A 24737-nucleotide genomic window follows, 5' to 3' on the forward strand; every position below is an offset into this window, starting at 1 on the left:
CCTCAGGCGGGCCCGGGATCGAAGATCTCGTGCCCGCCGACCCGGCGCCAGACGATGTGCCGTTCGCCCTCGCGGAGTTCGTCGCCGTACTGCCAGGTGGCGCGTCCGTCAGGGGCCCACGTCATTTCCATGACGGGGTGTTCGCCGTCAGGGAGCCGTACTCCCTGGACCGGCTTGACCCGGAGGCCGGGCCGAAACCGCCCTGTGGTCACGTCTGGTACGAACTTGTTCCGGACGGTGTCCGCGAACCGTGTCCGCTCCGGAGCGGTGAGTCTCCGGAAGTCGCGGTCGAAACGGGCGGTCGTCTCGAAGGTCGGCAATAGGGCCTCCAGTGCGGTCTGCTCAGTTCTCCTTGCCGAGGTGCGCGAACATGTCGTCCACGTCCTCGTGGCGGGTCGTGCGCCCGGCCGCGATGTCCTCGCTCGCCTCGCGCTCACCGGCCTGCCAACGCCCCGTCCAGAACCATGCCTGGTCGGTGCGGATCTTCCTCAGTCCGTGCACCTCGACGACGCCGGCGTCGTCGATCTCGAACTCAAGCTCGTCACCTGGGGAAACCCCCAGTGCCTCGCGTACGCCCGCGGGCAGCGTCAACTGCCCCTTCTCGCGCACGCTGGCCTGGAATGTCACCGAAGCCATGGGCGACCTCCCTCGTGTGTTTTCTCTCCGACTTCAAGGCTACTCCAGAACTGCCCACTTTCCAACTCTCCGACTTTCCTACTCTCTCGCTCTCTCACCCGCCCGCCGAGATGAACGTCGGGGACACGGCGGCGGTGCTGATGCGCCTCGGAGCCCCCGTCCCGTCCGCCCCTGTCTCGTACAGGTCCGCCCCGTAGTCCCCAGGTAGGGCGTAGACGACGGTGTGGTCGTCCTTCCAGACCGCTTGGTCATCGACGCTGCGGGACTCCGCGAGGGGGGTTTCGCGCAGGGTCGCCAGGTCGAGGGCGTACAGGCGCCACGGGGCGTCCTTCGAGAGGCCGGGGACGCGTTTTTTGTACGCGATGCGGGTGCCGTCGGGGGAGAGGGACGGGCATTCGACGTTCTCGTGGAGGGTGGTCGCCGTGCGTTTGAGCAGGTCACCCCGGATCAGGTACGTCTTGCCCTTGGTGGCCATGGTCGCGTAGAACGTGCGGTCGTCCCTCGCGAAGGTCACGCCCCAGAAGTTGACGTCGGGGGAGGTGTACCGGTGGCCGTTCTTGATCACCTCGAAGTCCTCCAGCGTCGGGATGAGGGCGCCTGTGCGGGTGTCCACGATCGCCGTGCGGGTCGAGAAGTTCGTGCCCGCGTACGAGTCGCCGCCGACGAAGGCGGTCCATGCCGCGAAGCGACCGGTGGGGGAGACACGGGCGCGGGAGGGGATGCCGGGGACGTCGTACCGGGAACGTTCACGGAGCGACGCGTCCAGGATCAGCGCGCGGTACGTGTCGGAGACGGCGCCGTGAACTGCCTGGAGGCATACGCCGGTTGAGGCGGCGGCGTAGAAGCGCAGGCACTTGACGCCGGACGCGGTGCGGGGCCCGGCGGGGTCGGTGGCCGGCACCGATGCCACCTCGTCGCGGTGCGGCCCCCACGCCATGTTCCGGAAGACCATGCGGCCGGGCGAGGCGAGCGACACCGTGCCGGACGTGACCGGGGGTCCCCCCGCCTGGACCTGGTCCCGCCGCTCCGCGCGGGCCGACGCGTGCAGCACGGACGCGACGGCGACCCCCGCCAGTACGAGCACCGCACAGGCCAGCACCAGGAACCGGTTACGCACACTCATGTCGGGTCTCCAGGTCGCAGCAGGGTCAGGGAGGCCACCGCGCACAGCGCCAGCACCAGCGTCGAGACACCGAGCGCAGTCCGGTCCCCCCACCCCGTCCACAGCGCCCCGAACCCCAGTGAGCAGGCGAAACGCGCGAGCGCCTGCCCGGTCTGGACGAGCGCGAGCCCGGACGAGCGCAGTTCCTCGGGCACGCTGTCGGAGGCGGCGGCCATGAGGACCCCGTCGGTGGCGGCGTAGAAACAGCCGTGCAGGAGCAGCACGAGATACGGCAGCGCGGGACTGTGCAAGGAGGTCAGCAGGACGACGTACACCGCGAGCAGCGCCGCGTGCCCGGCGAGGAACACGCGCCACCGCCCGACCCGGTCCGCGGCCCTGCCGAGCGGCAGCGCCAGCAGCAGGAACGCCGCCGCCGTACCGAGCGGGAGCAGCGCGAACCAGCGGTCGGGGACGCCGAGCCGGCGTTGCAGCAGCAGGTAGACGAAGGAGTCGCTGACGGTGGCGAGCCCGAGGAAGAGCGCGCAGATCGCCGTACGGCGCAGGGTGCGGTGCCGCAGGAGGGCCAACGCCGCGCGCAGGGTGGGGCGTTGGGCGGGGGAGGGGACGCGCTCGGTCCGGCCGCCGGGCACGAACAGGACCAGGATCAGGACCCCTGTCACGGCGATGCAGAAACTGACGGTGAAGACGGCGTCGTACCCGTCGACCGTGGCCCGCAGGATCAGGAAGGCGGCGAGGGGGCCGAGGAGCGCGCCGGCCGTGTCCATCGCGCGATGTACCCCGAAAGACCTACCCCGGTTCTCGGGGGTGGAGGAGAGGGAGATGAGCGCGTCCCGGGGTGCGGTGCGCAGCCCTTTGCCGGTGCGGTCCGCCGCGAGTACTAGTCCTATGGGGGTAAGCGTGTGCACCAGGAGGAGCAGGGGCTTGCAGGCCGCCGAGATGGCGTAACCCAGCCCCGCCACCCACTTGTGGCGCCCGCCGCCCCGGTCCGCGAGATGCCCGCCGATCAGGCGTACGACGGCGGAGAAGCCGTTGTAGACGCCGTCGAGGAGCCCGAAGCCGAGCGGGGAGAGGCCGAGGCCCGTGACGAGGTAGAGGGGGAGGATCGCCGTCACCATCTCCGACGACACGTCCGTGACCAGGCTGACCGTGCCGAGCGCGAGCACGGTGGGGGCGACCCGCGCCGCCCCCACCGTCGCGGACGCCGGCGCCCGGTCCGTCGTACTCGCGCGGCTGTCCGCTACGTACACCTCAGGACGCCCAGATCCCGGTGATGTCCTCGGCGTCGGCCGCGTTGCCCGCGTGAGTACTAATACCTTGGGTGTCCTCGATGGTCCGCAGCAGGTCGTAGTGGTTGTAGGTGGTGGAGGACGACGACCCCGGGGTGACCGGCTGGCCGTACAGCACCGTCGGGATGCGGTTGCCGGAGAGGCGGTTGTCCTCGTCGAAGGTGACGACGAGGAGGCTGTTGTGGGTCTTGGCCCAGGTCGCGTACGCGCCCAGGTTGTTCTTCAGCCAGGTGTCACCGGTCGACACCGAGCAGTCGTGCATGTCGCTGCACAGGTTCGGGACGACGAAGGAGACGTCCGGCAGGGTCGTGAAGTCGGCCGGGAACTGCGCGAACGTCTTCGCGGTGGAGGCCGGTACGTTGCTGAACCCGAACCACGGGTTGTGCTTGCGGGCGTACTTCCCGCTGCTGCACGTCGTCGAACCCTGGCTCGGCAGCGTCTCGTTGTAGCTCGCCCAGGTGCCGCCCGCCGCGATGACCTCGGAGGCGAGGTTGGGCGCGGAGGAGAAACCGGGGGTGTAGCAGCTGTCGTCGGTGACGCCCTGCGTCGAACCCGAGAACAGGGCGAAGTAGTTGGGCTGGCTCGGGTGGGTCTCGCCGTAGGACTGCGAGAGGTTCGCGCCGCCGGTCTTCAGCGAGTTGAGGTACGGCGCGCTGGAGGAGCCGATGACCTGGCTGTAGGCGTGGTTCTCGAAGACCACGACGACCACGTGGTCCGGGCTGGGTACGGCGCCGGCGGCGTGCGCGGAACCGGTGGCCCCGATGCCGGTCCACAGGCCGAACGAGGCGGCGGCGAGGGCGGCGGAGGCGGCGAGGGCCGTGCGGACACGGCGGGAGAGGGTACTGCCGGACACATCATCCTCCGGTGGGGGGAGTACCTGAGAGCTACGGGCGGTACGGAGCTGGCGGTGCGGGCAGAGCATGTACACGCCATTAAGCTGCGCGGCGACATCGCCCGTCCAGGGGGATGAAGAGCGCGTGAACGGATGGCATGCCCTCCGCTCTGTGAGACGCGGCCGCCGGACCGGGGCTTGTCTCCACCCCGGGAGTTAGTCTCGAAGTCTCGTACGACCTTGATCAGACCGAAGGAGGCCGGGGATGACGGCGCCGGGGCGCAGAAGCAGTACCTTCTCCCGTCTGCTGCGGCACGGGTTCACCGACCCCTCCGCCGCCGAACGCCTCCTGGACGGCGCCGAGCTGGCCGCCGTCCGCAACGACCCGGTCCTCCTCGAAGCCCTCGGCGCCACCGCCGACCCCGACCTCGCCCTGCACGGCCTCGTCCGCCTGCTGGAGGCGCAGCCCACCCCCACCGCCCGCCGGGAACTGCTGGACACGGTGATAGCGGCCAAGCCCCTGCGCGACCGCCTCCTCGGCGTGCTCGGCGCCTCCGAGGCCCTCGCCGACCACCTCGCCCGCCACCCCCGCGACTGGGAGGCCCTGGTCACGTACGAACCCCGGGATCTCCACCCCGGGGTGGAGGAGTTCGAGCGGGGTCTCGCGGAGGCCACCGACCCCGTCTCCCTGCGCGTCGCCTACCGCCGCTGCCTCCTGTCGATCGCCGCCCGCGACGTCTGCGGCACGACCGACATCACCGAGACCGCCGCCGAACTCGCCGACCTGGCGACAGCGACCCTGCGCGCGGCCCTCGCCCTCGCCTGCGCCGCCGCCCCCGGGGACGCCGCCGCCTGCCGGCTCGCGGTCATCGCGATGGGCAAGTGCGGTGGCCACGAGCTGAATTACGTCTCGGACGTCGACGTCATCTTCGTCGGCGAGGCCGCCGACGGGGCGGACGAGGGCAAGGCCCTCAGGTCCGCGACCAAGCTCGCCTCGCACATGATGCGGATCTGCTCCGAGACCACCGTCGAGGGCACGATCTGGCCGGTCGACGCCAACCTCCGCCCCGAGGGTCGCAACGGCCCCCTCGTCCGCACCCTCAGCAGCCACCTCGCCTACTACCAGCGCTGGGCGAAGACCTGGGAGTTCCAGGCCCTCCTGAAGGCCCGCCCGGTCGCCGGCGACCTCGACCTCGGCCGGAGTTACGTCGAGGCGCTCGCCCCGATGGTGTGGCAGGCGTCCGAGCGCGACAACTTCGTCACCGACGTCCAGAAGATGCGCCGCCGCGTCGTCGAGAACATCCCCGCCGCCGAGGTCGAACGCGAACTGAAACTCGGCCCCGGCGGCCTCCGGGACGTCGAATTCGCCGTCCAGATGCTCCAGTTGGTGCACGGCAGGGCGGACGCCTCCCTGCGCAGCGGCACCACCCTGGACGCGCTGCGGGCGCTCGCCGAGGGCGGCTACGTCGGCCGCGCGGACGCCGTACAGCTCGACGAGGCGTACCGCTTCCTGCGCTCCATGGAGCACCGCATCCAGCTCTACCGGCTGCGCCGCACCCACCTCGTCCCCGAAGGCGAGGAGGACCAGAGGCGGTTGGGGCGCTCGCTCGGGATGCGGTCCGAGCCGGTCACCGAGCTGAACCAGGAGTGGAAGCGCCACTCCGGGGTGGTCCGGCGGCTGCACGAGAAGCTGTTCTACCGGCCGTTGCTCGACGCGTACGCCGGGCTCGGCCCCGGCGAGTCCCGGTTGAGCCCCGAGGCGGCCCGCGAGCGGATGGTCGCCCTCGGCTACGCCGACCCGGCGGCGGCCCTGCGGCACCTGGAGGCGCTGGCGTCCGGCGTCTCCCGCAAGGCGTCCATCCAACGGACGCTGCTGCCCGTCCTGTTGGGCTGGTTCGCCGACTCCGCCGACCCGGACGCCGGCCTCCTCAACTTCCGCAAGGTCTCCGACGCGCTCGGCAAGACCCCTTGGTATCTACGCCTGTTGAGGGACGAGGGCGCCGCCGCCGAGAACCTGGCCCGCGTCCTGTCCGCCGGCCGCCTCGCCCCCGACCTCCTCATGCGGGCCCCCGAAGCGGTCGCCCTGCTCGGCGACGGCGACGACCTGGAACCGCGCGGGCGCGGCCAGTTGGAGCAGGAGGTGCTGGCCGCCGTCGGCCGCGCCGAGAGCGGCGAGGCCGGGGTGCGTGCCGCGCGCGGCGTCCGGCGCCGCGAACTCTTCCGGACGGCCGCCGCCGACATCGTCGACTCCTACGGCACCGAGACCAAGCCCGCCGAGGCCGACCAGGGCGCCCTGGTCGACCGGGTCGGCGCCGCCGTCTCCGACCTCACCGCCGCCACCCTCGCCGGCACCCTGCGCTCCGTCGTCCGGGACGGCTGGGGCGACACCCTGCCGACCAGGTTCGCCGTCATCGGCATGGGCCGGTTCGGCGGCCACGAGCTGAGCTACGGCTCCGACGCCGACGTCGTCTTCGTCCACGAAGCCCGCGAGGGCGTCGACGAGCGGGAAGCCTCCGAGGCCGCGAACCGGGTCGTCTCCGAGATGCGCCGCCTCCTCCAAGTGCCCAGCGCCGACCCGCCGTTGCTCATCGACGCCGACCTGCGCCCGGAGGGCAGGTCGGGGCCGCTGGTCCGTACGCTCAAGTCGTACGAGGCGTACTACCGGCGCTGGTCGCTGGTCTGGGAGTCGCAGGCCCTGCTGCGGGCCGAACCCGTCGCCGGGGACGAGGAGTTGGGGCGCAGGTTCATCGACCTCATCGACCCCCTGCGCTACCCCGCCGAGGGCCTCGGCGACGACGCCGTCCGCGAGATCCGGCGGCTCAAGGCACGTATGGAGTCCGAGCGGCTGCCGCGCGGCGCCGACCCCAAGCTGCACGCCAAGCTCGGGCCCGGTGGGCTGTCCGACGTCGAGTGGACCGTGCAGTTGCTCCAGATGCGGTACGGCTGGGCCGAGCCCGGCCTCAGGACGACCCGCACCCGCGAGGCCCTCGCCGCCGCCCGCTCCGCCGGGCTGCTCGGCACGGAGGAGGCCGAAATCCTGGACGAGGCATGGGTGTTGGCGTCCCGGGTGCGCAACGCGGTGATGCTGGTGCGGGGGCGGGCCGGGGACACGTTCCCCACGGAGGCTAGGGAACTCGCCGCTGTGGGGCGGTACTTGGGGTACGCGGCCGGTCATGTGGGGGACATGCTGGACGCCTACCGGCGAACCACGCGGCGGGCGAGGGGAGTTGTCGAGGAGCTGTTCTACGGCGGGTGAGGGCCACTCCGGCGAGGATGACGGCCATCCCCGCCAACACCCTTGGCGTCAGAGGCTCGTTCAGCAGCAGCGCGCCCAGCGTCACCGACACCACCGGAAGCAGATAGCCGACCGTCGCCGCGCTCGTCGGCCCCTCGTCGGCGATCATCCGGTAGTTGAGATAGAAGGTCACGCCCGTCGCCAGCACGCCCAGTGCCAGCAGCGCCAACAGCCCGGTCACGTCGGCCTTCACGGGCCCCGCGAAGGGCACGGCCAGCGAGCTCCAGGCGGTCGCCGTGAGGAGCTGGGCCGCCGAGACGGCGAGCGGGGCGTCGTTGGGGGTGAGCGTGCGGGCCATGTACGTGAACGCGGCCGCGTAACTCGCCCCCGCTCCCAGCAGGAACAGCGCGTTTCCGCTCAGCAGCGTTCCGCTCTGCCAGGGCGCGAAGACCAGCAGCACCCCGCCGAAGCCCAGCACCAGCCCCGACACGCGGCGGTTCTCCGCACTGCCAAGGAGCAGGCCGATCACCAGTGACCACAAGGGAGTTGTCGCGTTCAGCACCCCCGCCGTGCCCGAGTCCACCGTGCGCTGACCGAGGCTGAACAGGGCGAACGGCACCGCGTTGCACAGCAGCGCGGCGACCACGAGATGCCCCCACGTCCGGCGCGAGCGCGGCAGCCGCTGGCCCGCCCGCCACGCCAGCGCCAGCAGCACCGCCGCGCCCAGCGCGCAGCGGCCGATGGTGATCTGCGCCGGGGTGAGCCCGTGGTCCAGGGCGAGCTTGATCCAGAGGAAGGCCGAACCCCACAGCAGAGCCAGGGCCGCCATACGGAAAGTAGGCATGCCCTCAACGGTCGCCGCCCCGACCCGTCAGGACAAGTGAAAGATTACGGAGCTACCTTTAAGCTGGACTGCATGATGGATGTCCGGCGCCTCCAGGTCCTCCGAGCCGTCGTGCACAGCGGCTCCGTCACCGCCGCCGCGCGCGCCCTCGACTACACGCCCTCCGCCGTCAGCCAGCAGATCGCCGCGCTGGAGAAGGAGGCCGGTACGGCCCTGCTGGAGCGTGTCGGACGCGGTGTACGGCCCACCGCCGCAGGCGTGTTGCTCAGCGAGCACGCCGAACTCGTCGCCCGCCAGCTCGACTTGGCCGAGACAGCCCTCGCGGACCTCCTCGCCGGCCGCACGGGACGCCTCGCGGTGCACTACTTCGCGACCGCCGGCGCCTTCCTCGTCGCCCCCGCCGTCGCCCACGTCCGCCGTGAACACCCCGGCGTCCGCGTCGAGTTGAAGCTCGCCGACGACGCGCAGAACCTCGCGGCGGTCCGCGACGGCCACGCCGACGCCGTCCTCGTCGTGGGGGAGGAGCAGTGCGCGGGCGTACGGGTGACGCCCCTCCTGGACGACCCGTACACCGTCGTCCTCCACCCGGACCACCCGGCGGCCCGCCTGGACACCGTTGACCTGGCCTCCCTCGCCGACGAACCCTGGGTCGGCAGCGAATGGCCGGGCCCCTGCCTCGACGCCCAGCTGGCCGCCTTCACCAACGCCGGATTCCGGCCCCACTTCGTGGTGGACAGCGAGGACTACGTCACCGCCCAGGGCTTCGTCGCCGCCGGCCTGGGCGTCGCCCTGATCCCCCGCCTGGGCCTCGGCGGAGCCCGCGACGACATCGCCGTACGCCCCCTGGCAGCCCCCTCGTCCGCCCGCCGGATCTGCGTCGGCGTACGCGAGAACACGGAGCTGACGCCGGCACTGCGAACGTTCGTGGAGGCACTCGGGAGGGCCGCTGCCCCTCGACGGGAGCGGTAGGCGGCTGACCGTGGGCGATGCGGGGTTCTTGGCGGGCGTGGCGGCGGGACGCCGGCCCTGACCGGCCTGCTGAGCTGCGGCGGGAGCGGTAGGCACGCGCCCGGGGCAGCCGCGCGGGAGTTCTCGGCGGAGGCAGAGGCCGAGCGCCGCTCCCGGCCGGACGGCCACCGAGCCTCATCGAGGCCGGGGCGTCGCCGTGTCCTGGGCTCGGAGTCCCCGGCCCTGTCGCCTCGCGCCTCTCCTGGGCTTTCGGGCTGGGCTCTGCCGACGCTCCCGCTTCGCCCGGGACGCTGTGGAATCCGAGCCTGAGACCGGACCCGGACCCGGACCCGGACCCGGAGCCCGGGACTGGGGTGCCGTCGTCCCTCAGAGCCGGGCCGCCGCCGACCCCTCGCCCCGGGCCTCGGCCGAATCGGCGCCCTGCGTCTTGCTCCGGACCGCAGCCAAGCCGTTGCCCTGGGCTGCGGTGGATGGGCCGTCGCCCCCGCCTGCCGTGGGCGAGTCGCCGGTCCGGCCGCTGTCCCGGCCCCCGGCCCTGTCGAGCCCCGGCTCCTCGGCGGCCTCCGGTGGTACCCCTGGAGCGGTTCCCGTTGTTGTTCCGCCGGATGCCTTCCGGGTACCGCGCTTTCCCGGGATCCTCGCCAGCATCCCCCGCACCACCTCCAGCGCCGGAGCGCCCGCCGCGACCGTCTGGGGCAGGCGGTACGGGGACGTCCCGTACACCGCCCACGCCACGAAGAAGCCGAAGGTCAGACAGAGGATTCCGCCCACCGCGTCGAGCCAGAAGTGGTTGGCCGTGGAGACGATGACGATCAAGGTGGCCGTCGGGTAGAGGAGGCCCAGGACGCGGACCCAGGGCAGGCGGGCCAGGAAGAAGATCGTCAGACCGCACCAGAGGGACCAGCCGATGTGCATGGACGGCATCGCGGCGTACTGGTTGGACATGTTCTTGAGGTCGCCGGAGGCCATGGAGCCCCAGGTCTCGTGGACGACGACCGTGTCGATGAAGTCGCCGCCGGTCATGAGGCGGGGCGGGGCGAGGGGGTAGAAGTAGTACCCCACGAGAGCTACGGCGGTGGTGGCGAAGAGGACCAGCCGGGTGGCCGCGTACCGCCCGGGATGGCTGCGGTAGAGCCAGACCAGCACCCCGAGCGTGACGACGAAGTGCAGGGTCGCGTAGTAGTAGTTCATGCCGACGATGAGCCAAGTCACCGAGTTCACGGCGTGGTTGACGGACTCCTCGACCGCGATCCCGAGATGGTGCTCCATCCGCCAGATCCAGTCGGCGTTGCGCAGCGCCTGCGACTTCTGCTCCGGAACCGCGTTGCGGATCAGCGAGTACGTCCAGTAACTCACCGCGATCAGCAGGATCTCGAACCACAGACGCGGCCGCCGGGGCCTGCGCACGCGCCGTCGGGACTTGGCCGTGACGGAGGAGGGAACGGCCGTTTCCCGGCCTTCCGAAGATGTCACGGTTACGTCACCCATAGACATGAAGTCTGCCAGAAAAGCGCTGTCCCCCGATCATCCCCTGGGCCGGTTCGACCCGCACGTTCTACGGCGCGTGTACGGGTCCGGCCTCCACCTCAGGGACGAGCCGTACGGTCCCCTGGTACCGATGCGGTAGACCCGCGTACGACGAGCTCCGGCATGAACACGAACTCGCTGTGCGGCGCGGGCGTACCCCCGATCTCCTCCAGCAGCGTACGCACCGCGGCCTGCCCCATCGCCGGCACCGGCTTGCGGATCGTGGTGAGCGGCGGATCGGTGAACGCGATGAGCACGGAGTCGTCGAACCCGACCACGGACACGTCACCGGGGACGGTCAGCCCGAGCTGCCGGGCCGCGCGGATCGCACCGAGCGCCATCATGTCGCTGGCGCAGACCACGGCCGTACAGGACCGCTCGATGAGCGCGGTGGCCGCCGCCTGCCCGCCCTCCAGGGTGTACAGGGAGTGCTGGACGAGGTCGGCCTCGACGGTCTGCGCGGGTAGTCCCAAGGTCTCATGCATCGCCCGCACGAACCCCTCGATCTTCCGCTGCACCGGCACGAACCGCTTGGGCCCGAGCGCGAGCCCGATCCGGGTGTGCCCCAGCGAGGTGAGGTGGCTGACGGCGAGGCTCATCGCGGCCCGGTCGTCCGGCGAGATGAACGGCGCCTGCACCTTGGGCGAGAACCCGTCCACGAGCACGAACGGCACGCCCTGCGCCCGGAGTTGCTCGTAGCGCTGCATGTCGGCGGTGGTGTCCGCGTGCAGTCCGGAGACGTAGATGATGCCGGCCACGCCCCGGTCGACGAGCATCTCGGTGAGCTCGTCCTCGGTGGAGCCGCCCGGCGTCTGGGTCGCGAGGACGGGGGTGTACCCCTGGCGGGTGAGGGCCTGGCCGATGACCTGGGCCAGCGCCGGGAAGATCGGGTTCTCCAGCTCGGGAGTGATGAGGCCGACGAGGCCCGCGCTGCGCTGCCGCAGCCGTACCGGACGCTCGTACCCCAGGACGTCGAGCGCGGCGAGGACGGACTCGCGGGTGGTGGCGGCGACGCCCGGCTTTCCGTTGAGGACCCGGCTGACCGTCGCTTCGCTCACCCCCGCCTGCGCGGCGATGTCGGCCAGCCGTGTGGTCACAGGGGTGGACTGTACCGGCCAGGTGTCCCCTTGTGCACCGCTCGGACGACGGGGACGGCCTACGGGCCGCCCGCGTCCCGCTTGCTGTGTCATCGGGCCCCCTCGGGAAAGTGTCAGCAAGAGCTTGCAGAGTCTTTCATACCGCGGAAGAACCCGCTCGACCCCTGGAAACAAGGGTCTCACAGAGATCCTCCCCAGGTCACGCGCCGATAACATCGCGGGTTTCTTGCATTTTTTTGCTGCAAGGACTTTCGCAACGCTTGCGGCCTTGTTACGTTCCCTGACGCCCGGCAGGCACGGGCTTCGACCCAAGGAGAGACTCATGCGGCGTGGCATAGCGGCCACCGCGCTGGTGGCGTCCGTCGCCCTGACGGCGACGGCGTGCGGCGGGGACGACAGCGGCAGCGACAATTCCGGCCCGACCACCATCACCTGGTGGGACACCTCCAACGCCACCAACGAGGCGCCCACGTACCAGGCCCTCATCAAGGAGTTCGAGGCCGCCAACAAGGACGTCAAGGTCAAGTACGTCAACGTCCCCTTCGACCAGGCGCAGAACAAGTTCGACACCGCCGCCGGTGCCTCCGGCGCCCCGGACGTCCTGCGCTCCGAGGTCGGCTGGACCCCCGCGTTCGCCAAGAAGGGCTACTTCCTGCCGCTCGACGGCACCGAAGCCCTCGCGGACCAGGCCAAGTTCAAGCCCAACCTGCTCGAACAGGCCAAGTACGACGGCAAGACGTACGGCGTCCCCCTGGTCACCGACACCCTCGCCCTCGTCTACAACAAGGCCCTCTTCGCCAAGGCCGGCGTCGCCGCCCCGAAGACCTGGGACGAGCTGAAGACCGCCGCGTCAACCATCAAGGACAAGACGGGCGTCGACGGCTACTGGGGCTCCACCCAGGCGTACTACGCCCAGACCTTCCTGTACGGCGAGGGCACCGACACCGTCGACGCCACCGCCAAGAAGGTCACCGTCGACTCGGCGCCCGCGAAGAAGGCGTACGGCACCTGGCTCTCCCTCTTCGACGGCAAGGGCCTGCACAAGGCCGACACCACCGTCGACGCGTACGCCCACATCCAGGACGCCTTCGTCAACGGCAAGGTCGCCGCGATCATCCAGGGCCCGTGGGAGATCACCAACTTCTACAAGGGCAGCGCCTTCAAGGACAAGGCCAACCTCGGCATCGCCACCGTCCCGGCCGGCTCCACCGGCAAGGCGGGCGCCCCGACCGGCGGCCACAACCTCTCCGTGTACGCCGGCTCGGACAAGGCCCACCAGAGCGCCGCCCTGAAGTTCGTGAACTTCATGACCTCCGCCAAGTCCCAGTCCACCATCGCCCTGAAGAACTCGACGCTGCCCACGCGCGACGACGCGTACACCGCCGAGGTCAAGACCGACCCGGGCATCGCCGGCTACCAGACGGTCCTGGCCGCCGCCCAGCCCCGGCCCGCGCTCCCCGAGTACAGCTCCCTGTGGGGCCCCCTCGACACCGAACTGCCCAAGATCGCGGGCGGCAAGGAGTCCCTCGACAAGGGCCTGTCCACCGCCGAGACCGCCATCGCCAAGCTGGTCCCCGACTTCGGCAAGTGAGCTCCGCGTGGCCGCCGGATTCCCGTACCCCGGGGGAGGGATCCGGCGGTCACCGGTCTGCCGTAACGCTCCGGTCGTAACTCTTTGGTCGTAGTACCCCTGAACCGTCAGAAGGTGTCGCAATGACAGTCGCCATCGACCGAGCCACCGGCCGTAAGAGGCCCGGCGAACCGGCGCCACGGCCCGGCCTGGGCCGGCGTCTGAAACGGAGCTACGACCGGTACTGGTACGCGTACGCCATGATCGCCCCCGTCGCGATCGTCCTCGGCGTCCTCGTCGTCTACCCCCTGGTGTACGGCTTCTACCTCACCCTCACCGACGCCGACAGCCTCAACACCGCCCGCACCATCGGCGCCAACCACATCGACGCCACCTACAAGTTCATCGGCCTCGACAACTACGCCGACATCCTCTGGGGCGACACCGCCTACGACCGCTTCTGGTCCCACTTCATCTGGACGATCGTCTGGACGGCCCTCTGCGTCGCCCTCCACTACACGATCGGCCTCGGCCTCGCGCTCCTGCTCAACCAGAAGCGCCGCGGCCGCACCCTCTACCGGCTGCTGCTCGTCCTCCCGTGGGCCGTACCGACGTTCGTCACCGTCTTCGGCTGGCGCTTCATGCTCGCGGACGGCGGCATCATCAACTCCGCCCTGGACGCACTCCACCTGCCGCAGCCGCAGTGGCTGGAGGACACCTTCTGGCAGCGGTTCGCCGCCATCATGGTCAACACCTGGTGCGGCGTCCCCTTCATGATGATCTCGCTCCTCGGCGGCCTCCAGTCCATCGACAACTCCCTCTACGAGGCTGCCGAGATGGACGGCGCGAGCCCCTGGCAGCGCTTCCGGTACGTCACCCTGCCCGGCCTGCGCTCGGTCTCCTCCACCGTCGTCCTGCTCGGCGTCATCTGGACGTTCAACCAGTTCGCCGTGATCTTCCTGCTGTTCGGCAACACCGCGCCCGACGCGCAGATCCTCGTCACCTGGGCCTACTACCTCGGCTTCGGCCAACAGCCGCGCGACTTCGCCCAGTCGGCCGCGTACGGCATCCTCCTGCTCGGCATCCTCGTCGTGTTCACCTCGTTCTACCGGCGCTGGCTGAACCGCAACGACCCGCAAGTCGCGCTCTAGCGAAGGGAGTTACCCCGTGACCACCGCTGCAAGCACCCCCGTCCGGCAGCGCGGCCGAAGCGGCCCGCTGGCCTCCCTCGCCTCGCACTCCATCCTGGTCCTGGCGAGCGTGATCGCCCTCTTTCCGGTCGCCTGGCTGGTGTTCCTGTCGCTGGGCCCCGACAAGGACGACTACCTCCACCCCGGCCGCATCTGGTCGAAGATGACCTTCGACAACTACAGCTTCGTGCTCCAGCACACCAGTTTCTTCGACTGGCTGAAGAGCTCCCTCATCGTCTCCCTCGGCACCACCGTGCTGGGCGTCTTCGTCGCCGCCACCACCGGGTACGCCGTCTCCCGCATGCGCTTCCCCGGCTACCGCAAGTTCATGTGGCTGCTGCTGATCACCCAGATGTTCCCGGTCACCGTCCTCATGGTGCCGATGTACCAGATCCTCGCCGACCTCCAGCTCATCGACACCTACCTCGGCCTGATCCTGGTCTACTGCACGACCGCCGTCCCGTACTCGGCATGGCTGCTGAAGGGCTACTTCGACACCATCCCCTTCGAGATCGACGAGGCGGGACGCGTCGACGGCCTCAGCCCCTTCGGCACCTTCGCCCGGCTGATCCTCCCGCTCGCCCGGCCCGGTCTGGCGGTCGCCGCCTTCTACAGCTTCATCACCGCGTTCGGCGAGGTCGCCTTCGCGACGACGTTCATGCTCGACGACAAGAAGTACACCCTCGCCGTCGGCCTCCAGAGCTTCGTCAGCGAGCACGACGCCCAGCGCAACCTGATGGCCGCCACCGCCGTCCTCGTCGCGATCCCGGTCTCGGCGTTCTTCTACCTCGTCCAGAAGAACCTGGTCACCGGTCTGACAGCGGGCGGTACAAAGGGCTGATCGTCAGCGACACAACCCGCGCTTTTCCCGAAACTCCCGCTCGTGGCCTGCCGGTTGTTGATACCCATGGTCACGAGCGGGGCGGCGGCCGTAGGGGTCCATCCGACCCCGCTGACCCCTGCGGCCGCCCCATCGTCCGCACTTCCGCCCGATCGACCAGCACAAGGACGCCATGAGCCAGCAGCACTCCGCAGCCGACCAGGCCCAGGTCACCGCCACCGTCGAGGCGAGCCGCCCCGACTGGTGGCGGGAGGCCGTGATCTACCAGGTCTACCCGCGCAGCTTCGCCGACGGCAACGGCGACGGCATGGGCGACCTGGCCGGCGTACGCGCCCGCCTCCCCTACCTGCGCGACCTGGGCGTGGACGCCGTGTGGCTCAGCCCCTTCTACGCCTCCCCGCAGGCCGACGCCGGCTACGACGTCGCCGACTACCGTGCCGTCGACCCCATGTTCGGCACACTCCTCGACGCCGACGCGCTGATCCGCGACGCGCACGGACTCGGCCTCAGGGTCATCGTCGACCTCGTCCCCAACCACTCCTCCGACCAGCACGAGTGGTTCAAGCGGGCCGTCGAGGAGGGTCCGGGCTCGCCGCTGCGGGAGCGCTACCACTTCCGGCCCGGCAAGGGCGCCGACGGCGAACTCCCGCCCAACGACTGGGAGTCCATCTTCGGCGGGCCCGCCTGGACCCGGCTCCCGGACGGCGAGTGGTACCTCCACCTCTTCGCGCCCGAGCAGCCCGACCTCAACTGGGAACACCCCGCCGTCGGCGACGAGTTCCGCTCCATCCTGCGCTTCTGGCTCGACATGGGCGTCGACGGCTTCCGCATCGACGTCGCCCACGGCATGGTCAAGGCCGCCGGGCTCCCCGACATCGGGGGCAGCGATCAGGCCAAGCTCCTGGGCAACGATGTCATGCCGTTCTTCGACCAGGACGGCGTCCACGACATCTACCGGGCCTGGCGCAAGGTCCTCGACGAGTACGCCGGGGAGCGCATCTTCGTCGCCGAGGCGTGGACCCCGACCGTCGAGCGCACCGCCAACTACGTCCGCCCCGACGAACTCCACCAAGCCTTCAACTTCCAGTACCTGTCCACCGACTGGGACGCCGGGAAGCTCCGCGAGGTCATCGACCTCACCCTGGAGTCGATGCGTCCCGTGGGCGCCCCGGCAACCTGGGTCCTCTCCAACCACGACGTCACCCGCCACGCGACGCGCTTCGCCAACGAGCCCGGCCTCGGCACGCAGATCCGCCTCGCCGGGGACCGTGAACTCGGCCTGCGCCGCGCCCGCGCGGCCACGCTGCTGATGCTGGCCCTCCCCGGCTCCGCCTACGTCTACCAGGGCGAGGAGCTGGGCCTGCCCGACGTCGTCGACCTCCCCGACGAGGTCCGCCAGGACCCCGCCTACTTCCGGGGCGCCGGCCAGGACGGCTTCCGCGACGGCTGCCGGGTCCCCATCCCCTGGACGCGGGAGGGGAGTTCGTACGGCTTCGGCGCCGGCGGCAGCTGGCTCCCGCAGCCCGCGAGCTGGGGCGAGCTGAGCGTCGAGGCGCAGACCGGCGTGGCCGGGTCCACGCTGGAGCTGTACCGGTCCGCGCTGGCCGTCCGGCACGAGCACCCCGACCTCGGGGCGGGGGAGTCCGTCGAGTGGCTGCCCTCGCCCGAGGGCGTACTCGCCTTCCGGCGGGGGGAGTTCGTGGCGTTCGCCAACACCACGGGGGATGTGGTGAGCGTTCCCGAGTACGGGCGGGTCCTGCTCGCCAGCGGTGACTTCGACGGGGTGAGCGTCCCGGCGGACACGACCGTGTGGTTCACGGCGAGCTGACGGTACGACGACGGCCCGGCCCTCTGTTGTGAGAGGGCCGGGCCTTGTCGGTGCCCGTTACTTCCAGGTGTCACTGGTCGTGTAGCCGGCCGAACTCCCGGTCGTGTACGTCCGGTTGGTACCCGACTCCCAGGTCACCGTCCCCGACGCGTCCTTCTTCAGGTACTTGTACTCGAAGGCGGTGCTCTTCGGGACAATCACCCTCTTCGACCAGGTCGGGTAGGCGGCCGAGGAGAGCGGGATCGCGTCCGCCGTGTTCCAACTCCCCAGCGAGGCGAGGGAACCGACGACGTAGACGTTCGTACCGGAGGCCGTCGTCGCCGTCTCGTTGAACGTCACGTCCGTCGCGTTCGCGTCGGCGAGGTTCCACGAGTTGTTCAGGGTGAGCGCCGAAGTCCCGGCCGTGGCCGCCCGGTTGGCGTTGGACTCCCAGGTGACCGCGCCGGAGGAGTCCTTCTTGATGTACTTGTACTCGAAGGACGCGCCGGCCGGGACGGACACCGTGCCGGACCAGACCGGGTAGCCGCTGGAGGAGAGGGCGACCGCCTTGGACGGGTCCCAACTCCCCAGCGCCGCAATGGATCCGACCACGTAGACGTTGGTCCCGGAGGACGTCGGCGCGTACGCGTTGAAGGTCGCGCTCACGGTCGTCGAACCGCCGCCACCACCGCCTCCGCCCGTGCAGGAGGAGATCGGGCAGGTGTACGACGCGTTGTAGAAGGCGATGGCGTTCTTCGCCGGGATCGTCAGGCTCGCGTTGCCGCCCGAGACGGTCACCGTGCTGTTCCCGCCGTCGATGACGTTCTTGTACGTCCCGTCGGCCATCCCCGTCGCGAACGTGTAAGTCGCCGCCGAGGAACCGTTGTTGAGCGCGAAGAACCCGGCGCCGCTGCGGCCGAAGCCGATCACGGACGACGACTTGGTCTGCCAGTTGGAGACGGCGGCCGTGTTCGCGGCGTTGTGCCAGGACACCATGCCGACGACACCGGTGTCGCGGTTGAGGCAGTACCAGCCGTTGGCGCAGTCCGTGTTGGTCACGAACCCGCCCGAGTTCGGCGGCGCCTGGTCGCTCTGCGTGAACTGCCAGCCCGCGTACACCGTCGGCGTCGACCACTTGTAGGCGAGCTGGAAGAGGTTCGCGAGCCGGTAGGCGTCGCCGTCCTTGTACGACAGGTGCAGGCCGTTGCGCTCGGTGTCGTGGTTCGTGACGAACGACACGGAGTTGTCGGCGGGCAGGATGCCGGACGAGGGCAGGGACTCCAGGTCGGAGACGTTGCCCTGGAACGCCGACTTCAGCTTGCTCGCGTACGTGAAGTCGAGGACGTCACCGGAGGCGTAGTAGTCGGCCGGCTGGGGTGTCGAACCCGGGTACACCTCCTGGAAGACGTACGGGTCCGTGCCGGACGTCGTGTCGGTGAGCTTCGACTCGATCGCCGCGAGGTCGGCCTCGGGGATGTGCTTCGCCGCGTCCACCCGGAACCCGTCGACGCCGAGGGCGAGTTGGGAGTTCAGGAAGTTCGCGATGCCGGTGCGGACGTGGTCCGTGCCGGTCTTCAGGTCGGGCAGGCCCAGGAGTTCGCAGTTCTGGACCTGGGTGAGGTTGCCGTAGTCCTGGATGGTGAGGTCGGAGGTGGGGCAGCTCGACGCGTCGTGGTAGTCGGCGCGGTCCCACTCGGGGGTGTCGTACTTGTTGGTGAGGGTCGTGCCGTTGTACCCGGTACCGGTCTGCGCGCCCGTGTGGTTGATGACCGCGTCGGTGTAGACCTTTACCCCTGCGGTATGACAGGCGTTGATCATCGACTGGAACTTCGCGGCCGTACCGAACCTGCTGTTGAGGTTGTACGAGTACGGCTGGTAGACGTCCCACCAGTAGAAGGACGACTGCTTCAGCGACTCGGAGGGCGGCGCGACCTGCACGGCGCCGTACCCCGCCGGACCCAGTACGTTCGTGCACTCGGAGGCGACCGAGTCCCAGTTCCACTCCCACAGGTTGGCGATGACATCGCCCTTCCTGGTGGTGTCGGCGTGGGCGGAGGCGGTGGGGAGGGCGACGACGCCGGCGAGCGCGAGCGCGCCCGCCGCGGTGAGGTGCAGGGCGCGGGGGAGGACACCCGGGGGGTGGTGTCGGTTCATGTTGCGGCTCCGGAACATGAGGGATCACTGTTCAACAATTCGTGAGACTGGGGCAGTTGTGGCGGGCACGTCAAGGCGCGGGATGCAAATTCTTTCTGTCGGTTGCAAGCATCTTGCTGTAAACCTTGCGTGAGCGATACGGTCACGCGGGGTCGGACCCGCCGTAACCGCCAGGCAATCGCTAGGAGTTCCCGCCCGTGACACCGAGATGGTTCCGGACATCGAGACGGTCCCGGCGGATCGCTGCCGCCGCAGTCGTCGCCGTCACCGCCGCGCTCGTTCCACCCGTCGCCGCCCACGCGGCCACCCCGCCCCCGCCGCCGTCGGACGCGAAGCTCGCCGCCGAGCCCGCCCGGCACGACGCGACGCGGGAACAGTTCTACTTCGTCCTCCCGGACCGGTTCGCGAACGGCGACACCGCCAACGACCGTGGCGGGCTCACCGGTTCACGGCTCAGCACCGGCTACGACCCCACCGACAAGGGCTTCTACCAGGGCGGTGACCTCAAGGGCCTCACCCAACGCCTCGACTACATCAAGGGCTTGGGGACGACGGCGATCTGGCTCGCGCCGATCTTCAAGAACCAGCCCGTGCAGGGGACCGGCGCCAACGCCTCGGCGGGCTACCACGGTTACTGGATCACCGACTTCACGCAGGTCGACCCCCACTTCGGCACGAACCAGGACCTCACCACCCTCATCTCCAAGGCGCACGCCAAGGGCATGAAGGTGTTCTTCGACGTCATCACCAACCACACCGCCGACGTCGTCGACTACGACCCCCAGTCCTACAACTACCTTTCCAAGGGCGCCTTCCCGTACCTGACGAAGGACGGCCGTCCCTTCGACGACGCCCAATACGCCGACGGCAGCCGGAAGTTCCCGGAGGTCGACGCGGACTCCTTCCCGCGCGTCCCCAAAACCAAGAGCACCACCAAGGTCCCCTCCTGGCTCAACGACCCGACGATGTACCACAACCGCGGCGACTCCACCTACGCCGGCGAGTCCACCACCTACGGCGACTTCTCCGGCCTCGACGACCTGTGGACCGAGCGTCCCGAGGTCGTCAGCGGCATGGAGAAGATCTACGAGCGCTGGGTGAAGGACTTCGACATCGACGGCTTCCGGATCGACACCGTGAAGCACGTGAACATGGAGTTCTGGACGCAGTGGGCGACCGCCCTCGACGCGTACGCGGCCAAGCACGGCCGCGCCGACTTCTTCATGTTCGGCGAGGTCTACTCCGCCGACCCCGACATCACCTCCCCGTACGTCACCCAGGGCCGCCTGGACGCCACCCTCGACTTCCCCTTCCAGGAAGCGGCCCGCCAGTACGCCTCCCAGGGCGGCAGCGCGCAAGCTCTTGCACGGGTTTTCGGCGCCGATCACAAGTACACGACCGACAAGGCGAACGCCTACGAGCAGGTCACCTTCCTCGGCAACCACGACATGGGCCGGATCGGCACCTTCATCGAGCAGGACAACCCGAAGGCCACCGACGCCGAACTCCTCGCGAAGGACAGGTTCGCCAACGAGCTGATGTTCCTCAGCCGGGGCAACCCCGTGGTCTACTACGGCGACGAGCAGGGCTTCACCGGCGCGGGCGGAGACAAGGACGCCCGCCAGCCGATGTTCGCCTCCCGCACCCCCGACTACCTCGACGACGACCAGATCGGCACCACCCGCACCCACGCGAGCGCCGCCTACGACCCGACAGCCCCCCTCTACCGCCAGATCGCCGACCTCGCCCGCCTCCGCAAGGCCAACCCGGCCCTCACCGACGGAGTCCAGACCGAGCGGTACGCGGAGCGGGGCAGCGGCGTCTACGCGTTCACCCGGAGCGACCGGCACACCGAGTACGTCGTCGCCTTCAACAACGCGACCGAGCCGAGGACGGCGACCTTCACGACCTCGTCCTCAGGTATGAGCTACCGGGGTATCTACGGGACTACATCCACGGTCCGCTCCGACGAGGCCGCCCGCGTCACCCTCACCGTCCCGCCGGGCAGGGCGGTAGTACTCAAGGGGGGTCTCGCCCAGCCGACGACGACTCCGACGATCACCCTGACCGCACCGCTCGCCGGAGCCACCGGCACCGTCACCCTCACCGCCGACGTCACCGGCGGACAGCTCAACCGCGTGATCTTCGCCGCCCAGACCGGCAACGCCCCCTGGCAGACGCTCGGTTCGGCCGACCACGCCCCCTACCAGGTCACCCAGACCATCACGGCGAAGCCCGGAACCCCCGTCCGCTACAAGGCGGTCGTCGTCGACTCGGCCGGCCGCAGAGCCTCGGCGACAGCGTCCACGACCACCGGCACTCCGCCCACCGAGCAACCCCCGACGGCGAGTTCACGCGACTACGCGATCGTCCACTACAACCGCCCCGACGGCGACTACGCGAACTGGGGCCTGTACGCCTGGGGCGACCTGGCCGACGGCGAGGCCACGACCTGGCCCGCGAGCCACCCCTTCACCGGCCGCGACGCCTACGGCGCCTTCGCCTACGTCAAGCTGAAGCCCGGCGCCTCGAACGTCGGCTTCCTCGTCATCGACAAGGACGGCACCAAGGACGTCGCCACCGACCGCACGATCGACGTCACCAAGACCGGCGAGGTCTGGATCGAGCAGGGCAAGCCCGACGTCCGCACCGACCGCCCCGACTACCCCGCCCAGGACAAGTCCAAGGCGATCCTCCACTACCACCGCGCCGACAACGCCTACGACGGCTGGGGCCTGCACGTCTGGACAGGCGCCGCGAACCCCACCGAATGGTCGTCCCCGCTGAAGCCGGCCCGCGTCGACGCGTACGGCGCGGTCTACGAGGTCCCCCTCAACCCCGGCGCCACCAGCCTGAGTTACATCCTCCACAAGGGCGACGACAAGGACCTCCCCACGGACCAGTCCCTCGACCTCACCGCCAACGGACACGAGGTGTGGCTCTTGAACGGCCAGGAGAAGTACCTCCTCCCGCAGCCCGCCGGCCTTGCCGCCGCCCTCGACCTGACCACCTCCAAGGCGATCTGGATCGACCGGAACACCCTCGCCTGGAACGGCGGCGAGGCCGCCGCCTCCACCCAGCTCCTGTACTCCCACGACGGCTCGATCAAGGCCGACAACGGCACCCTGACCAGCGACGACGAACGCTGGCTCCGGCTCGCCAGGACCACCCTCACCGACGCCCAGAAGGCCAAGTACCCCCACCTCAAGGACTACACGGCCTGGACGATCGACCCCCGCGACCGTGACCGCGTCCGCGACGCCCTGCGCGGCCAGGTGGTCGCTTCCCAACGTGCTGCCAACGGCGCTGTCCTGGCCGCGACCGGCGTCCAGATCGCGGGCGCCCTCGACGACCTGTACGACGCCACCAAGGCCAAGCTCGGCCCGACGTTCACCAACAACCACCCCACGCTCGCCGTCTGGGCCCCCACCGCCCAGTCCGTTGCCCTCGACCTCGACGGCAAGACGGTCCCGATGAAACGGAACGACACCACCGGCGTCTGGTCCGTCACCGGCACAAAAGCCTGGAAGAACAAGCCCTACCGCTACATCGTGAAGGTCTGGGCCCCCACCGTCCGCCAGATCGTCACCAACCACGTCACCGACCCCTACTCCGTAGCCCTCACCGCCAACTCCGAGCGCAGCCTGATCGCCGACCTCGACGACAAGTCCCTGACCCCGCCCGGCTGGACGACCTACACCAAACCCAAGGCCGCCCCCCTCAACGCCGCCGAGATCCAGGAACTCCACATCCGGGACTTCTCGATCGCCGACCGCACATCCCAACACCCCGGCCAGTACCTGGCGTTCACCGACAGGAACAGCGACGGCTCCCAGCACCTCCGCGAGCTGGCGAAGTCCGGCGCCAACTACGTCCACCTGCTGCCCGCGTTCGACATCGCCACCATTCCCGAGAAGCACGCCGACCAGGCCACGACGGACTGCGACCTCGCCGCCCTGCCCGCCGACTCCGAGAAGCAGCAGGAGTGCGTGGCGAAGATCGCCGCGAAGGACGCCTACAACTGGGGCTACGACCCGTACCACTACACGGTCCCCGAGGGCTCGTACGCCTCGGACCCGGACGGCGTAACCCGTACGACCGAGTTCCGCCGCATGGTGAAGGCCCTCAACGACGACGGGCTGCGGGTCGTCATGGACGTCGTCTACAACCACACGGCCGCCGCCGGACAGGCCGACACCAGCGTGCTCGACAAGGTAGTACCCGGGTACTACCAGAGGCTGATGGCCGACGGCAGCGTCGCTAACTCCACCTGCTGCGCGGGCACCGCGACCGAGAACGCCATGATGGGCAAGCTGGTCGTCGACTCGGTCGTCACCTGGGCCAAGGAGTACAAGGTCGACGGCTTCCGCTTCGACCTGATGGGCCACCACCCCAAGGCCAACATCCTCGCTGTCCGCAAGGCGCTCGACGCCCTCACTCTCCGGAGGGACGGAGTGGACGGCAAGAAGGTCATCCTCTACGGCGAGGGCTGGAACTTCGGCGAGGTCGCCGACGACGCCCGCTTCGTCCAGGCCACGCAGAAGAACATGGCCGGCACCGGCATCGCCACCTTCTCCGACCGGGCCCGGGACGCCGTGCGCGGCGGCGGCCCCTTCGACGCCGATCCCGGCGTCCAGGGCTTCGCCTCCGGCCTCTACACCGACCCCAACTCCTCGACGGCGAACGGCACTCAGGCCGAGCAGAAGGCCCGCCTCCTGCACTACCAGGACCTCATCAAGGTCGGCCTGACCGGCAACCTCGCCGGCTACCGCTTCACCGACACCGACGGCCGCGAGGTCACCGGCGCCCAGGTCGACTACAACGGCCAGCCGGCCGGATACGCGGCCGACCCCGGCGACGCTCTCGCCTACGCCGACGCCCACGACAACGAGTCCCTCTTCGACGCCCTCGCCTACAAACTCCCCGCCCGCACCAGCCCCGACGACCGCGCCCGCATGCAGGTCCTCGCGCTGGCCACGGCCCTCCTCTCCCAGGGCCCGGCCCTCTCCCAGGCCGGCAGCGACCTCCTGCGCTCCAAGTCCCTGGACCGCAACTCCTACGACAGCGGCGACTGGTTCAACGCGATCCACTGGAACTGCGCCGACGGCAACGGCTTCGGCCGGGGCCTGCCACCGGCTGCCGACAACGCCGACAAGTGGCCGTACGCCAGACCCCTGTTGGCCACCGTCAAGGTCGACTGCCCGCAGATCCAGGGCACTTCGGCCGCCTACCGCGATCTGCTGAGGATCCGTACGACCGACGAGGCGTTCTCGCTCCGTACGACGGCCCAGGTGCAGTCGGCCCTGTCGTTCCCGCTGTCCGGCACCGCCGAGACCCCCGGAGTGATCACCATGCGCCTCGGTGACCTGGTCGTCGTCTTCAACGCGACCCCCACCGCCCAGGAGCAGAAAGTGAACGAACTCGCCGGTACGGGCTACCAGTTGCACCCTGTTCAGCGGGCGGGGGCGGACTCTACCGTGAAGAGGGCGCACTACGAGCGGAATTCGGGCACGTTCGCCGTTCCGGGGCGCACGGTAGCGGTTTTCTCCCGAACAGCCTGACGGCACAGTACCTTGTCGAGTGCAAGAGATCGGTAAGTGCGGCTCGCCTCGCGCATGCGCAAGGA

General features: G+C 69.8%; 15 protein-coding genes and 1 pseudogene. 7 read left to right on the forward strand and 9 right to left on the reverse strand.

Annotation, left to right across the window (positions count from 1 at the left end; genetic code table 11):
* Window positions 1–2: 2 nt before the first annotated feature.
* From ACLZOT_RS02525 to ACLZOT_RS02545, 5 genes are all read right to left on the reverse strand, one after another.
* The gene (locus ACLZOT_RS02525; RefSeq protein ID WP_416967013.1) at window positions 3–125 is read right to left on the reverse strand and encodes a hypothetical protein; all 123 of its coding nucleotides are present in this window, start codon (window positions 123–125) and stop codon (window positions 3–5) included.
* 217 nt (window positions 126–342) lie between these two features.
* Window positions 343–636 carry an AbrB/MazE/SpoVT family DNA-binding domain-containing protein gene (locus ACLZOT_RS02530; protein WP_416967014.1) on the reverse strand — a complete coding sequence of 98 codons (294 nt, stop codon included), beginning with the start codon at window positions 634–636 and terminating at the stop codon, window positions 343–345.
* A gap of 94 nt (window positions 637–730) precedes the next feature.
* Window positions 731–1759, reverse strand: coding sequence for a TolB-like translocation protein (locus tag ACLZOT_RS02535; protein WP_416967015.1), 1029 nt, complete (start codon window positions 1757–1759; stop codon window positions 731–733).
* Window positions 1756–3006 carry an MFS transporter gene (locus ACLZOT_RS02540; protein WP_416967016.1) on the reverse strand — a complete coding sequence of 417 codons (1251 nt, stop codon included), beginning with the start codon at window positions 3004–3006 and terminating at the stop codon, window positions 1756–1758. The genes ACLZOT_RS02535 and ACLZOT_RS02540 overlap by 4 nt, the downstream gene beginning before the upstream one ends.
* 1 nt (window position 3007) lies before the next feature.
* Window positions 3008–3898 carry an alkaline phosphatase family protein gene (locus tag ACLZOT_RS02545; RefSeq protein ID WP_416967017.1) on the reverse strand — a complete coding sequence of 297 codons (891 nt, stop codon included), beginning with the start codon at window positions 3896–3898 and terminating at the stop codon, window positions 3008–3010.
* Between the two features lie 244 nt (window positions 3899–4142).
* Between ACLZOT_RS02545 and ACLZOT_RS02550 the strand changes: the two genes are divergently transcribed.
* Complete coding sequence (locus ACLZOT_RS02550; RefSeq protein ID WP_416967018.1) at window positions 4143–7133, forward strand: bifunctional [glutamine synthetase] adenylyltransferase/[glutamine synthetase]-adenylyl-L-tyrosine phosphorylase; 2991 nt, start codon at window positions 4143–4145, stop codon at window positions 7131–7133.
* On the opposite strand, the pseudogene ACLZOT_RS02555 reads toward ACLZOT_RS02550, so the two are convergent.
* Window positions 7015–7941, reverse strand: a pseudogene (locus ACLZOT_RS02555) (DMT family transporter); the annotation flags it as partial. The gene ACLZOT_RS02550 and the pseudogene ACLZOT_RS02555 overlap by 119 nt on opposite strands.
* An 87-nt stretch (window positions 7942–8028) precedes the next feature.
* Between ACLZOT_RS02555 and ACLZOT_RS02560 the strand changes: the two are divergent.
* Entirely contained in the window at window positions 8029–8925 is an 897-nt protein-coding gene (locus tag ACLZOT_RS02560) for a LysR family transcriptional regulator (RefSeq protein ID WP_416967019.1), read from the forward strand.
* A gap of 366 nt (window positions 8926–9291) precedes the next feature.
* Here the strand turns inward: ACLZOT_RS02560 and ACLZOT_RS02565 are convergent, their stop codons facing one another.
* Together ACLZOT_RS02565 and ACLZOT_RS02570 are read right to left on the reverse strand one after the other, a co-directional pair.
* Window positions 9292–10413: a phosphatase PAP2 family protein gene (locus ACLZOT_RS02565; RefSeq protein WP_416967020.1), complete on the reverse strand. Its 1122-nt coding sequence runs from the start codon at window positions 10411–10413 to the stop codon at window positions 9292–9294.
* A gap of 98 nt (window positions 10414–10511) precedes the next feature.
* Complete coding sequence (locus ACLZOT_RS02570; RefSeq protein ID WP_416967021.1) at window positions 10512–11549, reverse strand: LacI family DNA-binding transcriptional regulator; 1038 nt, start codon at window positions 11547–11549, stop codon at window positions 10512–10514.
* Window positions 11550–11871: 322 nt separating this feature from the next.
* Between ACLZOT_RS02570 and ACLZOT_RS02575 the strand changes: the two genes are divergently transcribed.
* The 4 genes from ACLZOT_RS02575 (at window position 11872) to ACLZOT_RS02590 (ending at window position 16978) form a co-directional block, all read left to right on the forward strand.
* Window positions 11872–13140, forward strand: a complete 1269-nt coding sequence (locus tag ACLZOT_RS02575; RefSeq protein ID WP_416967022.1) for an extracellular solute-binding protein — start codon at window positions 11872–11874, stop codon at window positions 13138–13140.
* 122 nt (window positions 13141–13262) lie between these two features.
* Window positions 13263–14270 carry a carbohydrate ABC transporter permease gene (locus tag ACLZOT_RS02580; RefSeq protein WP_416967023.1) on the forward strand — a complete coding sequence of 336 codons (1008 nt, stop codon included), beginning with the start codon at window positions 13263–13265 and terminating at the stop codon, window positions 14268–14270.
* Between the two features lie 16 nt (window positions 14271–14286).
* Entirely contained in the window at window positions 14287–15150 is an 864-nt protein-coding gene (locus ACLZOT_RS02585; protein WP_416967024.1) for a sugar ABC transporter permease, read from the forward strand.
* Between the two features lie 172 nt (window positions 15151–15322).
* Window positions 15323–16978 (forward strand): glycoside hydrolase family 13 protein, encoded by a 1656-nt coding sequence (locus ACLZOT_RS02590; RefSeq protein WP_416967025.1) that lies wholly within the window; start codon window positions 15323–15325, stop codon window positions 16976–16978.
* A 57-nt stretch (window positions 16979–17035) separates the two neighbouring features.
* Here ACLZOT_RS02590 and ACLZOT_RS02595 read toward each other — a convergent pair whose 3' ends face one another.
* On the reverse strand, window positions 17036–19111 hold the full coding sequence (locus ACLZOT_RS02595) for a carbohydrate-binding module family 20 domain-containing protein (RefSeq protein ID WP_416967026.1): 2076 nt from the start codon (window positions 19109–19111) through the stop codon (window positions 17036–17038).
* Window positions 19112–19308: 197 nt separating this feature from the next.
* Here ACLZOT_RS02595 and pulA point away from each other — a divergent pair, with 197 nt between their 5' ends.
* Window positions 19309–24672, forward strand: a complete 5364-nt coding sequence (gene pulA, locus ACLZOT_RS02600; RefSeq protein ID WP_416967027.1) for a pullulanase-type alpha-1,6-glucosidase — start codon at window positions 19309–19311, stop codon at window positions 24670–24672.
* Window positions 24673–24737: the final 65 nt, after the last annotated feature.

The sequence above is a fragment of the Streptomyces sp. 4F14 genome (genome assembly GCF_048159485.1).
Taxonomy (GTDB): domain Bacteria; phylum Actinomycetota; class Actinomycetes; order Streptomycetales; family Streptomycetaceae; genus Streptomyces.

Bases quoted from the DNA above. Each gene is read 5' to 3' on its own strand.
- ACLZOT_RS02595 (WP_416967026.1), bottom strand. From the start codon at position 19,111: ATGAACCGACACCACCCCCCGGGTGTCCTCCCCCGCGCCCTGCACCTC.
- ACLZOT_RS02565 (WP_416967020.1), bottom strand. From the start codon at position 10,413: ATGGGTGACGTAACCGTGACATCTTCGGAAGGCCGGGAAACGGCCGTT.
- ACLZOT_RS02580 (WP_416967023.1), top strand. From the start codon at position 13,263: ATGACAGTCGCCATCGACCGAGCCACCGGCCGTAAGAGGCCCGGCGAA.
- ACLZOT_RS02560 (WP_416967019.1), top strand. From the start codon at position 8,029: ATGATGGATGTCCGGCGCCTCCAGGTCCTCCGAGCCGTCGTGCACAGC.
- ACLZOT_RS02535 (WP_416967015.1), bottom strand. From the start codon at position 1,759: ATGAGTGTGCGTAACCGGTTCCTGGTGCTGGCCTGTGCGGTGCTCGTA.
- ACLZOT_RS02530 (WP_416967014.1), bottom strand. From the start codon at position 636: ATGGCTTCGGTGACATTCCAGGCCAGCGTGCGCGAGAAGGGGCAGTTG.
- ACLZOT_RS02575 (WP_416967022.1), top strand. From the start codon at position 11,872: ATGCGGCGTGGCATAGCGGCCACCGCGCTGGTGGCGTCCGTCGCCCTG.
- ACLZOT_RS02590 (WP_416967025.1), top strand. From the start codon at position 15,323: ATGAGCCAGCAGCACTCCGCAGCCGACCAGGCCCAGGTCACCGCCACC.
- ACLZOT_RS02550 (WP_416967018.1), top strand. From the start codon at position 4,143: ATGACGGCGCCGGGGCGCAGAAGCAGTACCTTCTCCCGTCTGCTGCGG.
- ACLZOT_RS02525 (WP_416967013.1), bottom strand. From the start codon at position 125: ATGACGTGGGCCCCTGACGGACGCGCCACCTGGCAGTACGGCGACGAA.